The sequence below is a fragment of the Bradyrhizobium sp. Kon10 genome (assembly GCF_055807395.1).
Genome location: NZ_JBVVOZ010000012.1, coordinates 198,503 through 213,089 on the forward strand (window position 1 = coordinate 198,503; position 14,587 = coordinate 213,089).

Consider the following 14,587-nt stretch of genomic DNA (forward strand, 5'->3'; position numbering starts at 1 on the left):
CCTTATCCTTGGCCCTAGTACCGGATCCGCGGATCGAGCAGGGTGTAGGCGACGTCGATCAGAAGATTGACGACGACATAGATCAGCGACGTCAGCAGGATCATCGCCTGGATCACCGGATAGTCGCGCGCCAGCACCGCGTCCACCGTGAGGCGGCCGATGCCGGGGATGTTGAACACGCTCTCCGTGACGACGACGCCGGAGATCAGAAGCGCAAAGCCGGTCCCGATCACGGTGATCACGGGCACGGCGGCATTGCGCAGCGCATGCCGCATCATCACGGCGACCTCGTTGATGCCCTTGGCGCGCGCGGTGCGGACATAGTCCTCGCCAAGCACGTCGAGCATCGCCGCGCGCGTCATGCGCGCGATCAGCGCGACGTAGATGAACGAGAGCGCGCAGGTCGGCAGAATGATGCGTTCGAAGAACGGCCCAAAGCCCGCGCTGATGCTCTTGAAGCCCTGCACCGGCACCCAGCGCAGATCGATCGCAAAGACCTCGATCAGGACATAGCCGATCACGAACACCGGCACGGAGAAGCCGAGCACGGAAAGACCCATCACGAAACGGTCGATCCAGGTGCCGTGCTTCCAGGCTGCGATCACGCCCAGGGGAACTGCGACGACGACGGCGAGGATGATGGTCGACAGCGCGATCGAGATCGAGGGCTCGACGCGCTGGCCGATCATCTTGATGACCGGGAGGTTGGAGATCAGCGACGTTCCGAGATCGCCATGCAGCAGCTTGTTCACCCAGGTGATGAACTGCACGATCAGCGGCTCGTTGAGGCCGAGCGAGGCACGGATGCGCTCCAGCCGTTCCGGCGTTGCATTGTCGCCGGCGAGAATCGCGGCGGGATCGCCGGGCGTGAGGCGGAGCAGGAGGAACACGAACAGCGCGACGACGCCCATCACAGGCACCGCGGCAAAGATTCGGCGAACGAGATATCCGAGCAAGTTGAATCCGTCAGATGAGAGTCAAATCGGGGGCAGCGGTCGTGGCCTGTTCTGCCACCAGCCTAACATTTCAGCAATTCCCGTGCCATCAGGGCCACAGATATTGCAGTGCGGCCCGTCGTTTTCAGCGCGACGTTCCCCGCGGCGTCATTCCAGGGTGGCCAACAGTCCCGCCATCAGGCGGCCGCGTTCGGCGAGGCTCTCGACTTCGATATACTCCTCTAACGTGTGGGCATTGCCGCCACGCACGCCAAGGCCATCGAGCGTCGGGATGCCCATTGCGCCGGTGAAATTGCCGTCGGAGCCGCCCCCGGAGCTCGCATGCGGCAGCTCAGTGCCGAGCGATTTGGCGACGCCGCGCGCCTTTTCATAGAGCGCCATGGTCCCGGCATCCGGCTCCCAGACTGGCCGCGTGACGCCGCGCGTCACCTTGAAACTCACGTCATTGCTGGTGCCGGACAACGCCAGCATCCGCTCGACGCCGCGGTCGAGATCGGCCTGGCGCTTCGCCATCGAGAGCGCCTCGCCGGTGGCGGTCGTGGCAACGCAATTGACCCATTGGCCGCCATGCACGACGCCGACCGAGAAGGTGCAGTCCTCGGTCGTCATCGCGTCGATCGCAAGAATCTGCCGCGCCATCTCGCGGATCGCCGAGCGTCCCGCCGACAGTGTCGCGCCTGCGTGACTGGGCCGTCCGGTCGCCTCTAAATTGAATCGCGCAATGGCGTAACGTCCGGTGGTGACACCGTTGTCGGCGCGCCCGGGTTCCGGCACCAGCACATATTTGTTGCGCGCAGCTTCCGCCTCGATGATGTCTCGGGTCGAGGGCGTGCCGACTTCCTCGTCCGGTGTGAACAGCACGGTGATCGGCAGCGGCGTCGTGAAGGAGGCGCGTGCGAGCTGCCGGATCGCTTCCAGCGAGAGATAGTTGCCGCCCTTCATGTCGTAGATGCCGGGGCCGTAGCACTTGTTGCCTTCGCGCCGCCATTTCAGCTTCTCGATCGTGCCGACGGGGTGAACGGTATCCATGTGCCCGGCGATCAGGATTCCCGGCTCACCCTGCTTCGGATGCGGGAAACGCGCGCGGACGACGCCGCCAAAGCCTTGCCGGCCGGCGATGCGTTCGATCGTCGCACCCATGATCGCCATGTCCCGCGCTGCGATATCGAGCATGCGGTTGACCGCGTTCGCGTCCCAGGTCGGGCTTTCGCACTCCACCCAACTGCGCAGACCCTGGAGCATGGCGTCGGAATCAAAGGGAAGATTGGTTGGATTCATCGGAAGGTCTCTCAAGCTTTGAAAGATGAAGCGCGCATCGCACCCGCGAAAGCTAGGGCAAGGGGACAGCGTTGTAGAGCTAATCCGTTGCTTGCGGAGCCCCATGCGCGCGCCGCCGTGGACTGCAGCGAAACCGGATTGACGCGCTCGACGCTGTCTGCAAGTCTCGAAAAGATAAAGGCATTGCATGAGGTTAGTTCGCCTAAAGAACAATCCGAATGCTCAACCAATAACCTGCCTTTGACCGGTTTCACGTCAGGAGAAACTTTCAATGTTCGATTTGATGCGCATGGGGCGTCGCGCGTTCGCCTCCAAGCTTGCGCTGTCGGTCCTCGCGCTCTCGACCGTGCTGGCCTCGCCAGTGCTTGCGGCCGGCAAGACCATCACCGCCGTGATGCATTCCGATCTCCGCATCATCGATCCGATCTTCACGACCGCCTACATCGCGCGCGACCACGGCTACATGGTTTACGACACGCTGATCGCGACGGACGCAAACTTCAAGATCCAGCCGCAGATGGCGGACTGGAAGATCTCCGACGACAAGCTCACCTACACCTTCACGCTGCGTGACGGTCTGAAGTGGCATGACGGCGCACCGGTGACGGCGGAAGACTGCGTCGCTTCGCTGAAGCGCTGGGCTGCGGTCGACGGCATGGGCCAGCAGATGATGCAGTTCACTGCGAGCATCGAGGCGACCGACGCCAAGACCATCACGTTGAAGCTGAAGGAGCCTTACTCGCTGGTGCTGGAATCGATCGGCAAGCCGTCTTCGCGCGTGGCCTTCATGATGCCGAAGCGTCTGGCCGAGACGCCGCCGGACAAGCAGATCCCCGAGCAGATCGGCTCCGGCCCGTTCAAGTTCGTGCAGAGTGAATTCCAGCCCGGCGTGAAGGCGGTCTACGTCAAGAACACCGACTATGTGCCGCGCAAGGAGCCGCCGAGCTGGACCGCCGGCGGCAAGGTGGTGAAGGTCGATCGCGTCGAGTGGATCACCATGCCGGATGCGCAGACCGCGGTGAACGCGCTGCAATCGGGCGACATCGACTTCATGGAAGTGCCGCCGTGGGATCTCCTGCCCGTGCTTGAAGGCAATTCCGACGTCAAGGTCGAGACGCTGAACAAGTTCGGCTACCAGACGCTCGGGCGTATGAACTTCCTCTATCCGCCCTTCGACAATCCGAAGATCCGCCGTGCAGCGCTTCTGGCGATGAACCAGAAGGACGTGCTCGACGCGCTGGTCGGGAATCCCAAATACTACAAGATCTGTGGTGCCTTCTTCATCTGCGACACCCCGTTCGCGACCGATGTCGGATCCGAATCGCTGGTCAAGGGCAACGGCATGGCGGAAGCCAAGAAGCTGCTTGCCGAGTCCGGCTATGACGGCACCCCCGTCGTGGTCATGGTGCCCGGTGACGTCGTGACGTTGAAGGCGCAGCCGACTGTCGCGGTGCAGCTGCTCCGTGAGGCCGGCTTCAAGGTCGACGCGCAAGCGACCGATTGGCAGACGGTGGTGAGCCGTCGCGCCAGCCAGAAGCCCCCGAAGGACGGCGGCTGGAACATGTTCTTTACCAACTGGGTCAGCGCCGACGTCTCCAACCCGATCTCCAATCTCTCGATCGGCGGGCAGGGCAAGAAGGGCGGCTGGTTCGGTTGGGCGGAAGACGCCAAGATCGAGAAGCTCAAGGACGACTTCGTCCGCGCTGCCTCGCTCGACGATCAGAAGAAGATCGCGACCGAGATCCAGAAGGAAGCCTATGATCAGGTGATCTACGTGCCGCTCGGCCAGTATCTGGCCCCGAGCGCGTGGCGGAAGTCGCTGAGCGGCGTGCTCGACGGCCCGGCGACCCCGGTGTTCTGGAATATCGACAAGTCGGAGTAAGGCAACGCCGACTAGAAACAGGGCGTCCTGCCCTTCGTCCCATCGTCACGCGGCGCCGCTGTCATCAGCGGCGCCGTTGTCTTTCGCGGGCGTTGTGCCGCAGGCCTCTGAGCTTTGACGGTTCAAGTCTGCGATTGTTGCTATTTGTTTCCAATCTGACCTAGATGGTCCGTCGTCAGACGACTTGCTTTCCCTCCCTCGATTCGAATCCCGTGCCGATCGATTTTGCATTCCAGGCGATGGCCGAACGATCAGATCGCGCCCCGGCGCGCTGGCGGCGGCCATTGCTGCGTTGGCTCGAGGGTGTCGAGGCGGGCTGGGCGGTGCCGTTGCTGCTGGTTTGTTTCGTTGCGGTCTGGACGCTTTACCTCGCCGTCGCCTATGCTGGCGGCGGCCTGCATCCCGACACGCTCGAGGCCTGGACGCTGGGACGGAATTTCGCGTGGGGCTATCTCAAGCATCCGCCGCTGATGGGTTGGAGTGCCGCGGCCTGGACCGCGGTGTTTCCGCTCAGCGACTGGTCACTGCAACTGATGGCGATGGCCAATGCCGGGCTCGCGCTGTTCTTCGTCGATCTGGTCTCGCGGCAGTTCGTGACCGGGCACAAGCGCATCCTGGTGCTGCTGCTTTTGATGCTGACGCCGGCCTATCAATTCCACGCCCAGCGCTTCAACGCCAACGCCGTGCTGCTCGCGGTCTGGCCGCTCGCGACCTGGTGTTTCCTGCGCACTTTCGAGACCCGCAGCACGTTCTGGGCGGTTGCGGTCGGCTGCACAACGGCGCTGGCAATGGTCGGCAAGTACTATTCGGTGTTCCTGGTGGCGAGCTTCGCGTTTGCCGCACTGGCCCATCCGGCGCGACGGGCCTATTTCACCTCTGCTTCGCCCTGGATCTCTGTCGTCACCGGGCTTGCTGTGCTGTCGCCGCACATCCATTGGCTCGCAACCACGGGCGCCTCGACCTTCGCCTATGCGCTGACCCACGCCAATGGCAACACGGTGAGCTCGCTCAGTGACGTGAAGAACTTCCTGTTGGGCCTTTTGGCGGCCATGAGCGCGGTCGCGGTCGTTTGGGTGCTCATCGCGGGGACGCGGCTGAAGCAGTTTCCGGCTGACTTCGCTGCCATGAGCCCGGGCCTGCGGCTTCTCGTCTACGTCTCGATTGGCACAATCGTGCTGCCGGTCGTGACGTCGCTCGCGATGGGCACCGATCTGCCCTCGCTGTGGGCGTTGCAGGGGCTGTTCCTGTTTGTGGTGCCGGTCGTGTGCGGCACCGGTTACCCGATCGAGCGGTTCTATACCGCCAACCTCACGGTCGTTACGGCAGTCGTCGCGGCTGCAGCCGTGTTCGTTGCCGCGCCGATCCACGCGGTGTACCGCAACAGCCAGGGCTACGAAGAGGGCCGCAATTTCTATGCGCCGGCAGCGATCGAGCTCACCCGGCAATGGCGTGAACTGACGGGCGAGCCGCTCGGCGCGGTGAGCGGCGACGATTCGCTGGCGTTCGCCACTGCCTTCTACAGCCCGGATCACCCGCGTTACGCGCGGCCCCTCGCGCATCAAGACGAATGGGGGCTACCGCGCAAGACGACGCTCCATCGCGGCTGGGCCGCGCTCTGCTTCCGTGACCAGGACGATTGTGGTCGCTGGATGGAATGGGTGTCCTCGCGCGCCGGAAATTTTGTCAGGCGCGAATTCACGGTGCAGGCGTCACTGTGGGGAAAACCCGGTTTGACGCGCGATATGATGGTGCTGATGGTGCCGCCACGTGCGAACAGGGACGTATCGCCTGAAAGCGCCGCACAGGATTTCAGCGCCAGCAAGCGCAGTTCGGACTAGAGCGCATCTCAGCAGTGGCTGTCGCGAACGCCCTCAAGCCCCTCGCTGGCGAAGGGCGGCGTGACGGGCGGCTCCGCGGGCGTACGCTGCGTCTCAGCCACGTCCGTCTCTTGATCGGCTTCGTTGAGTTCCGGTTCCATAAGGCGGCCTTTCGAATTGCTGCAGGACAACATCGAAAAGCGCGCGTCGTTCCTCACGCGATGGCGCGATGATGCGGCTTGAACAGCCGCCCCTTCTCCACGACCAGCACGATGGCCAATGCGGCAAGCGTCGACAGGAAGAAGCCGACCGAGAACGGCAGCAAGGTTCCGTCAAAGCTCTGACCGATCGCCGTGCCGACCACGATGCCGATCAGCGTCGTGATCGAGCCGTACAGCGAGGACGCGGTGCCGGCGATGTGGCCCTGCGGCTCCATCGCCAGCGCGGTAAAATTCGCGACCATCATGCCGAACGAGAACATCATCAGGGCCGACAGCACCATGAACAGCGCAAGCGGCAATATGCCGAGGCTTTCCGTCAGCAGCATCACGCCGGCCACAGCGGTATAGAGCGTCAGCGCACCGTGCGAGATCACACGCATGCCGAGGGTCCCGACAAACCGCGCGTTGAGGAAGCCGGCAATGGCGGTGCCGGCCGCGATCGCGGCGAAGGCGAGCGGGAAGTAATGGCCGAGGTGGTAGATGCCGGTGAAAACCTGCTGCGCGGAGAACACATAGGCGAACAGCGCGCCCATGACGCTGCCGGCCGCCGTCGCATAGCCGATGGTCTGTCGATTGGTGACGGTCTGGCGAAAGGCTGAGAGCACGTCGGCAGGTGCAAGCGACCTGCGCTCCGATTCGGGCAACGTCTCCGGCAGCCGCCACACGCTCCACGCCAGCGCCAGCAGGCCGTAGAACATCAGCACGACGAAGATGCCGCGCCACTGCGTCACCAGCAGCACCGCTTGGCCGAACGAGGGCGCGATCACGGGCACCGCGATGAACACCATCATCGCCAGCGACATCACGCTCGCCATGCGGCGGCCGGCGTAACAATCACGCACGATCGAGGTCGCGATCACGCGCGTTGCCGAGGTGCCGAGCCCCTGCAGCGCGCGTGCGAGCAGCAGCGTCTCGAACGAGGGCGCCGCCACCGCAAGCACGCTCGCGACCGCATAGACCGCCATGCCGCCGAGCAGCACCGGGCGCCGGCCGAACCGGTCGGACAGCGGCCCCATCACGAACTGGCCCGCGCCAAAACCGATCAGGAAGGTCGACAGCACGAGTTGGAGATGGTTCGCGTTGGGAATGTCGAAGGCGGCTCCGATATTGGGCAGCGCCGGCAGCATCATGTCCATCGCGAGCGGATTCAGCGCCATGATGGACGCGATCACGATGACGAACTCGGGAAAGCCCATCGGTCGGTGTCCCGCGGACACCCAGTCATCGGCATTGACGTCGGACAAGAAGCTCACCTCTGATTTCAGAGGCGTTATCTATCGGCCATGCTGCAATGCACAACCCATGTTTTGGGATGGCTGTCAGGCAGGTCGGTGTCGGACAAGAATTGGTGAGGAGCCGTTGCTTCCAGACGTTGGCGGCGTTCGCGCTACTGGCTGGAAACCAGGGATTCACCATAGGGGCGGGACCGCACACGGAGGAGATGAATCCGCAACCCATCCTGTCCATTGTGACCCGAATGAGCGCCGGCAAGGCGCTGAGGAATCGCCGCCAAACAAGGTACCGCCGTGTCCGACACCACCAGTACAGCACGTTGGTTGGAGCCGCCCGCCGGCATGGCGGCGAGGCGCAACATCTGGCTTGCCTGCCTGATCGCGCTGGTGACGCTGCTGGTGCTCGGCAATCTCGCCAACGACACGGCGCTGGACGTGAGATATGGCTGGGATGTTCGCGTCAATTGCGCGGCGGTCGATGCGCATGCCGACGCGCTCGATCCTTATTTCGTCAAGAATTTGAAGGGCACGAAACTCTCTTATCCCTACCTGCCTGTGACCTTGGACGTTTTCCGCCCGCTGTGCGCGGGCGGCATTCTCGTCGGTGATCACAGGGGCGTCTTTCTGGTCCTTGCCCTGCTCTGTGCCCTGCTGCTGCCTGGTCTCGGCCGCCCGCGCAGCTTGCGGGACATCGGGCTCAGGGTGCTCTGCGCGCTCGGCGCTTTCGTCGGCTTCGAGTGGGTTTTGGCGTCGGGAAATTTTGCGATCCTGAGCGGCGTCCTGACCGCCGCCGCGCTCGCGCTTCTGCTTCGTCCAGCGATGTCTGCGGCACATGGTGATCGAGCTGACGTCCCTCGTCTCGCAGGGGCTGCATTGCTCGGTCTTGTCATGTCGTTCAAGCTGGTGTTCTGCCCGGTGCTGGCGGCGCTGTATTTCCTGCCGCTGCCGCGGCGGCGGAAAATCGTCCTGATCGCGGTGGCGGGCCTCGGCTTCGCGCTGCCGATCCTGATCTCGATCCTCTTCTATTCACAGCTGTGGTCGAGCTGGTTGCTCGCGATCACCGGAGGGATCCCAGATCAGCATTCGGTCCAGCTCGAGGAAACCAATCCGTCGCTACTGCTGCTCGCGCAAAGCGTCGTGGACCGCGTCGGCCTCCCCGACAGCAAGCCGATCGTGTTCGCCGTCTATGCGCTGGCGGCGGCCGCGTCCGTTCTCGCGCCGCTCGGCTGGTCGCTGCTGCGCGCCATCCGCAACAATCAGGGATCGTTACTGGGCCGCCTCGACCGCTGGCTGATCGATCATCCGGATGCTGCGATGCGCGTCACCGTGCTCGCGATGTACGGGCTTTATCTCTGCTCGCCGCGCCTCAAGGAATACGCGTTTTTCGAACTGGCGGTCTATGCCGCCGTCCTCATCGTCGATCTTCCGGCCGCGGCCCTTGCGGCCGTGCTGACCGTCGGCATTGCCGTTCCGACGCTGGTGTCGATCACGGGGAATACGATCGAGGGCGGTTTTGTCCAGGTCGCGGTCGCGCTCATCTGCTTCTGGATCATGCTGTTGGCACAGTTCGCGCCGTCAGCTCTGGTGGTGCGGGCAGCCGGGGTCGAACCGGCACAGCGCTTGCGCACCGAGGGATTTTAAGTCCCTTGCGTCTACCAATTCCGCCATGCCCGCTTGATCCAACGAGATCAAACACTTAAGTCCTGCCCGGCGGTCTGGAATTGGCGCTTGTGGTGGCCCGGGCAGGCGGTTCTTCCTTAAGCGAGCCGGCCGCACAAGGCAAAGCCTCAATCCGGACATCTGGCCCTGCTTTAGGCATTCTCAATCCACGGGGACTATTCATCCGGCATGTCTGCTTCGCCTTCCTATCGCCTGCGCCTGTGTTGCACGACTGCCGCGCTGCTCGCGGCCGGCTTCGCGTTGCCCGGCTGCGCCAGCGTGAGCGAGACGATCGCTCCAGCCTTTGCCGATCCCGCCAGGTACGAATTGTACGACTGCAAACAGATCGAGGCCGAGCGCAAGGGGCTCGCCGCCCGCACCGCGGAGTTGCAGAGGCTGATGGACAAGGCGGAGACCGGGACCGGCGGCGCTGTGGTGTCCGAACTTGCCTATCGCAACGACTACATCGCCGTGCGCGGCTCGGCGCAGCTTGCCGAAGACGCTTGGCGCCGCAACAGGTGCCGAGAAACGCCGCCTGATGCGGTCCCAGCGGCCTCGGCGCCTCAGCGGCCGGACATCAAGCCCGCCCCGCAATCCAGAGGCACGGCTCGCTGAGCACGCTGCGCCGGCGCTCGTGCGTCACGGACGCCAGCCGTAAATCCAGTCCTGGCGGGCCAGCATGCGCTCCGGCCCGAGTGCGCGGATCGCAAGATCGCGTGCGAGCGCAAGCGGGCCGCCGAGATGATAGATGCGGCCCTGCTGCCGTGCGGTCCGCTGCACCCGCCTGACGCGGGCCTGACGCGCCCGGCCGTATTGCTTCAGCGCCACCGCAATGCCGACTGCGCTCTCGGCGGCCTCGAGGCTCAACTGGCGGGCGAGCACGGCTGCATCCTCGATCGCCATGCCGGCCCCCTGCGCCGCGAACGGCAGCATCCCGTGCACGGCGTCACCAAGCAGCGCGACCGAATCTTTATTCCAGGGGCAGCCCTCGGGCACGCCGAACAGCGCCCATTTGCGCCAGCTGTCGACGGCCGCGAGCATCATCCGCGCCGTCGGTGGCCAGCGCGGCGCGGCGAAGGCGTCCATCACCTCGAACGGATCGCCCGGCGTGCTCCAGCCCGGTCTGTTCCAGGTGCCCGGCAGCACCGCCACGACGTTGATCTGGCGGCCGCCGGCGATCGGATAGGCGACCAGATGGGCGTTTTGGCCCATCCAGAGTTGCACGCGCCGCGCGGTGTAATCCTTCGGCAACTGCGTGGCATCGAGCGTGCCGCGCCAGGCGATCAGCCCGGAGAAGCGCGGCCGCACCTCCGGAAAGATCTGCTGGCGTACCGTCGACCAGATACCGTCCGCCCCGATCAGCGCGCTGGCCAGATCGCTGCGGCGGATCGTGCCGCTGCGATGGACGACCGTCAGTCCCTTGGCGTGAGGCGCGACATCCTCGAAGGTCGCGCCGAGTTTCAACTCGACATCGGGATGGTCGGAAACCGCGCCCGCGAGCGCAGCTTGCAGGTCGGCGCGATGCACCACCCAATAGGGCGCGCCGGCGCGGTTGGCGGCGGCTTCACCGAGCGGCATGCGCACCAATTCGCCGCCGGCACGCGCGCTCATGATCGAGACCGCCTCCGGGACGACCGCGCGCAGCTTGAGCCGCTCGGTCAAGCCGAGCTCGACCAGCACGCGGCTGGCATTGGGGGAGAGTTGCAGGCCGGCGCCGACTTCCTCGAGCCGCTCGGCCTTTTCCAGCACGACGATGCGAAAACCGCGGGCCGCCAGCGCAAGCGCGGCCGTCAGTCCTCCGATTCCGGCACCTGCAATGACGATTGTTCGGGAGAGCGCCACTCCTGACCGATAGAACCGGTCAGGCCACCTTGTCCTTCAGGACGCATTCCGGCGGCCGGGCATCGCCAGCCTTCAGGTCGGCGGCGAAGCGGTAAAGCGTCGAGCAGTAGGGGCAGATGATCTCGTTGTCGTTGCCGAGGTCGAGGAAGACGTGCGGATGGTCGAACGGAGGGTTGGCGCCCACGCACATGAACTCTTGCGAGCCGATCTCGATGACGGCAACACCGGCATCGTTATGGAAGTGCGGGACGACATGATCGGACATCGTAACTCATCCTGGAGTGGCAACGGCGGTAGACACAATCAACGACTGGCGCGGCATCTTTAAGGCGCCGCGGACCATACTGGCGGGTGCAGATGATTGCTAGTCCAGCGGAACCGAAAGGTCCGCAATGCCCCATGCTCATTTGCTCATGCAAATTCGACACAATCTTGCGGCCTGAGAGAAGCCCTTCTTTCGTCGGGGACGTTGTGTCGCAATTCTGGCATACTATGTCCCTGGACGCGTGTAATTGCGGCAAAAGACGAACCATCAGGCGCAACCGATCTTAGGACCGTCCAGGCTTTGGCATGAAGTGGCTGCGAATCACCACAGCGTTGACCGGAATCGCGGCGTGCGGCCTCGTGCTCGCGCAGGTAGCGCCGCAGGCCCGTGAGGCCGGAGCGATTCTCACCGTCCGGGACGATCCGGCCGCGCTCTCCGAACTCAAGCTCGACGCGGCGCTGCGGAAGAACGACCGGCTGATCCAGGACAACATCGAGGCCGCGCTTGCCGCGGGCGATTCCGATCTCGCCGACAGTTTTGTCGCGCTCGCGCGCGACCGCAACGTGGCGCTTCCCGACGACCTGCTGAGCCGCGTCGGCGATGCGGTGAAGGAGGAGGGCTCCAGCTCGCATTTTGCAAAGCGCTTCGCCATCGGTCTCGTCACCGGCAATGCAGACGATGTTGCGAGCCTGTCCGGGACGGTGGCCGGCGATCTCTTCGTCATCGGTGATATCAGGGATGTCGTGCGCGAGGGTAAGCATCTCGCCATGGGCGAGGACACCGACCGCCTGGTGCTGGGCCTCGCCACCGCCGGGCTTGCTGTCACCGCCGCAACGTATGTGTCCGTTGGCGGCGCGGCGCCGGTACGCGCGGGACTGACGCTGGTGAAGAATGCGCGCAAGGTCGGGCGGCTCGGCGAGGGACTTGCTGCTTGGGCCGGCAGGTCCGCCCGCGAAGTGGTCGATACGCCAATGCTCCAGAACGCGGTTGCCTCGGGCTCTGTGTTGCGCCCGGGCGAGACCGTGAGCGCGATCAAGGCCGCGTTCCGCGCCGAGAAGGCCGGTGCGCTGGTCCGGCTCGGCAAGGACGTCACGCGCGTCGCCGAGAAGACCGGAACGCGCGGTGCCATGGACACGCTGCGCATTGCCGAAGGCCCGAAGGACGTCGCCCGAGCGGCGCGGCTCGCGAAAGCGCAGGGCGGTAAGACACGCGCGATCATGAAGCTGTTCGGGCGCGGCGCCTTGCTGCTGATCGGCGGCGCGTTCGATCTGGCGCTCTGGCTGTTCGGCGCGGCATTGACGCTGTTCGGCCTGTTGGCTTCCATCAAGGCAACGACGGAGCGCCTGACCCTGGCCTGGTGCGATCGCAAACGGGCGCGCCGGCTCCGCCGGGCGCAGCTCGCCGCTGAAGCCGCTCTGGCAAGCGCTGCCGTCGCGGCCTGAAGCGCGAAGCGCTTCAGCCTATTCTTTTGAGCATGATCTTGCCGGAAAACCGCTGCACAGTTTTCCGGATCATGCTCCAAGATCCACCTTCAAGATCAACCTTCAACATCAACCTTCCCCTCAACGACTTGCGGAACTGCTGATGCCGAGCTTTCACAACGGCGCCGTTGAAATTGCCTATCTCGACGAAGGCGAGGGCGATCCGATCCTCCTGGTGCACGGCTTTGCCTCGAGCAAGAACGTGAACTGGGTCTATCCGACCTGGGTCTCGGAGCTGCGCAAGAACGGCCGCCGCGTGATCGCGCTGGACAATCGCGGCCATGGCGAGAGCGCGAAGCTTTACGAGCCCGCGCAATATTCGATCCCGACCATGGCCGGCGACGTGCTCGCGCTGATGGACCATCTCGCCATCCCGCAGGCCGACATCATGGGCTATTCCATGGGCGGGCGGATGACGGCGTGGCTCGGGCTCAACGAGCCGCAGCGTCTGCGCTCGGCGATCCTCGGCGGCATCGGCATTGGCGGCCTGATCGAGGGCAGCGGGCCCGGCGAGAATGTGGCGAAGGCGCTGGAAGCACCCTCGCTCGATGACGTCACTGATCCCGTCGGCCGGACGTTTCGCGCGTTCGCCGATCAGACCCGCTCCGACCGGGAGGCGCTCGCCGCGTGCCTGCGCGGCACGCGTGAGCTGATGACGCGGGACGAGGCCGCGCGCATTGAGGTGCCCGTGCTGATCGCGGTCGGCACCGCCGACGACGTTGCGGGATCCGCGAGCGCGCTCGGGGCCATCATCCCCGGCTCGGAAGTGCTCGACATCCCCAACCGCGACCACATGCGCGCGGTCGGCGACAAGGTCTACAAGACCGGCGTGCTGGATTTCCTGTCACGCCGCGGCTGACCGTAAGCGGCCACTGGTTCCGGCGCCTCTCTCCAGATAGTACCCCACCGTGACGTCCGTTTACTGAGGTATGGCGGACAAGATTTGCTCAGGTTGAGTTCTTCGCATTTTGACCCGAAGCGGGCATTTCCGCATGGCTCGAAGCTTTCGAGCCATGCTGTCGATGTTTGGGACATTGCTGCCGGGAGGGTCGATTAACGGTGGCCCGATTGCCTGGCTTCGGCGACTAGCTTTTCGCCGGGCAACTTGCCGCCAGCCAGCAGGCTGGTGCAAATCCACCGAGACTCTCTGGGCGTCGCGCCAAGGAAACCCTTGGTCTCTACGCAGTGCGCGTAGCTGTTGTAGTTGAGTGTGTCTCGGCAGGTCGGCGAGAACGCGCTACCATCAACCCCTCCCTGGCCGGAAAGGCTACATCCAACCCATGGGGCGTTGCCGACCCTGTAACTTGTTTCGCAACCACCGTTGCAACTGCTGGCCGATCTCTCGAGCTTGGCAAGCCTGCCCAAGGCCGTATTCGGCCCGAACACCGGATTTTGAGCGGCTGACAGGCCGGTCGCACGATGGCCGGTTGCCCGATGGGATGTCGCGGTCGTTGGCCCCTGCCTCGGCACAACCGTTGGTCTTGCCTTCGGCGCTTCGACTGAGACGGCGGGAAGCGAGGAGTTTGGTGTGGGCTGCGACATTGCCGTACCGCTTGTGCTGCACAACAAGATAGCTGACAAGGTAACGACCATTGACGGCACGGCGAAGCCTAGTGACGATCTCATGAGGTACCTCCCAAATGCGGGACGGAACGGCCGTCCCAACAGCTAACGGTTGTATCACAACGTTGCGATACGGCCAATTTGGAAGGCGAAAGCCCATTTGAGGATGAGGCGCCATCGACATGATCGCTCACCGAGCGCGGGCCGCTCGCGCCGTTGCGATGTGGTCTATTGGCCCGAAGGCGAAGATCGCCGTCGTGTCCGGCACGTCGGCAGTCGAGGCCAGACCGGACCTCGGGCCGACGCGAGCAAATCGACGCGAATGACCGTGCGCCCCGAGGGCGCGAACTACAGTGAGGGAGGGTCTCACCCGGATAATTGTCGATTGGTC

The 14,587-nt window shown here is 64.4% G+C and carries 10 protein-coding genes and 1 tRNA gene; 5 read left to right on the plus strand and 6 right to left on the minus strand.

The genetic code is table 11. The annotated features are described in order from the left end of the window. Positions 1-14 precede the first annotated feature (14 nt). Positions 15-956, minus strand: a complete 942-nt coding sequence (locus AC0L2O_RS19045) for an ABC transporter permease (RefSeq protein WP_473370755.1) — start codon at positions 954-956, stop codon at positions 15-17. Between the two features lie 147 nt (positions 957-1,103). Next, on the minus strand, positions 1,104-2,234 hold the full coding sequence (locus AC0L2O_RS19050; RefSeq protein WP_473370756.1) for a M20/M25/M40 family metallo-hydrolase: 1,131 nt from the start codon (positions 2,232-2,234) through the stop codon (positions 1,104-1,106). 271 nt (positions 2,235-2,505) lie between these two features. On the opposite strand from AC0L2O_RS19050, the gene AC0L2O_RS19055 reads away from it, so the two are divergent. Further along, a complete protein-coding gene (locus AC0L2O_RS19055; RefSeq protein WP_473370757.1) occupies positions 2,506-4,116 on the plus strand; it encodes an ABC transporter substrate-binding protein in 1,611 nt (536 codons plus the stop codon). 239 nt (positions 4,117-4,355) lie between these two features. Then, positions 4,356-5,954 carry a glycosyltransferase family 39 protein gene (locus AC0L2O_RS19060; protein ID WP_473370769.1) on the plus strand — a complete coding sequence of 533 codons (1,599 nt, stop codon included), beginning with the start codon at positions 4,356-4,358 and terminating at the stop codon, positions 5,952-5,954. 193 nt (positions 5,955-6,147) lie between these two features. Here the strand turns inward: AC0L2O_RS19060 and AC0L2O_RS19065 are convergent, their stop codons facing one another. Beyond that, the gene (locus AC0L2O_RS19065) at positions 6,148-7,398 is read right to left on the minus strand and encodes a multidrug effflux MFS transporter (protein ID WP_473370758.1); all 1,251 of its coding nucleotides are present in this window, start codon (positions 7,396-7,398) and stop codon (positions 6,148-6,150) included. A 1,573-nt stretch (positions 7,399-8,971) separates the two neighbouring features. Next, positions 8,972-9,060: transfer RNA gene (locus AC0L2O_RS19070), tRNA-Leu, on the minus strand. 174 nt (positions 9,061-9,234) lie between these two features. Here AC0L2O_RS19070 and AC0L2O_RS19075 point away from each other — a divergent pair. Beyond that, positions 9,235-9,660 carry a twin-arginine translocation pathway signal gene (locus AC0L2O_RS19075; RefSeq protein ID WP_473370759.1) on the plus strand — a complete coding sequence of 142 codons (426 nt, stop codon included), beginning with the start codon at positions 9,235-9,237 and terminating at the stop codon, positions 9,658-9,660. 24 nt (positions 9,661-9,684) lie between these two features. On the opposite strand, the gene AC0L2O_RS19080 is transcribed toward AC0L2O_RS19075, so the two are convergent. Then, entirely contained in the window at positions 9,685-10,887 is a 1,203-nt protein-coding gene (locus AC0L2O_RS19080) for an FAD-dependent monooxygenase (protein ID WP_473370760.1), read from the minus strand. 19 nt (positions 10,888-10,906) lie between these two features. Then, the gene (locus tag AC0L2O_RS19085; protein WP_369722872.1) at positions 10,907-11,152 is read right to left on the minus strand and encodes a zinc-finger domain-containing protein; all 246 of its coding nucleotides are present in this window, start codon (positions 11,150-11,152) and stop codon (positions 10,907-10,909) included. Positions 11,153-11,457: 305 nt separating this feature from the next. Here AC0L2O_RS19085 and AC0L2O_RS19090 point away from each other — a divergent pair, with 305 nt between their 5' ends. Together AC0L2O_RS19090 and AC0L2O_RS19095 are read left to right on the plus strand one after the other, a co-directional pair. Then, entirely contained in the window at positions 11,458-12,594 is a 1,137-nt protein-coding gene (locus AC0L2O_RS19090; RefSeq protein ID WP_473370761.1) for a hypothetical protein, read from the plus strand. Positions 12,595-12,736: 142 nt separating this feature from the next. Beyond that, a complete protein-coding gene (locus AC0L2O_RS19095) occupies positions 12,737-13,492 on the plus strand; it encodes an alpha/beta fold hydrolase (protein ID WP_473370762.1) in 756 nt (251 codons plus the stop codon). Positions 13,493-14,587: the final 1,095 nt, after the last annotated feature.

Excerpts from the sequence above, each read along its gene's own strand:
- AC0L2O_RS19060 (WP_473370769.1), top strand. The coding sequence starts at position 4,356 with ATGGCCGAACGATCAGATCGCGCCCCGGCGCGCTGGCGGCGGCCATTG.
- AC0L2O_RS19090 (WP_473370761.1), top strand. The coding sequence starts at position 11,458 with ATGAAGTGGCTGCGAATCACCACAGCGTTGACCGGAATCGCGGCGTGC.
- AC0L2O_RS19075 (WP_473370759.1), top strand. The coding sequence starts at position 9,235 with ATGTCTGCTTCGCCTTCCTATCGCCTGCGCCTGTGTTGCACGACTGCC.
- AC0L2O_RS19095 (WP_473370762.1), top strand. The coding sequence starts at position 12,737 with ATGCCGAGCTTTCACAACGGCGCCGTTGAAATTGCCTATCTCGACGAA.
- AC0L2O_RS19085 (WP_369722872.1), bottom strand. The coding sequence starts at position 11,152 with ATGTCCGATCATGTCGTCCCGCACTTCCATAACGATGCCGGTGTTGCC.
- AC0L2O_RS19050 (WP_473370756.1), bottom strand. The coding sequence starts at position 2,234 with ATGAATCCAACCAATCTTCCCTTTGATTCCGACGCCATGCTCCAGGGT.
- AC0L2O_RS19055 (WP_473370757.1), top strand. The coding sequence starts at position 2,506 with ATGTTCGATTTGATGCGCATGGGGCGTCGCGCGTTCGCCTCCAAGCTT.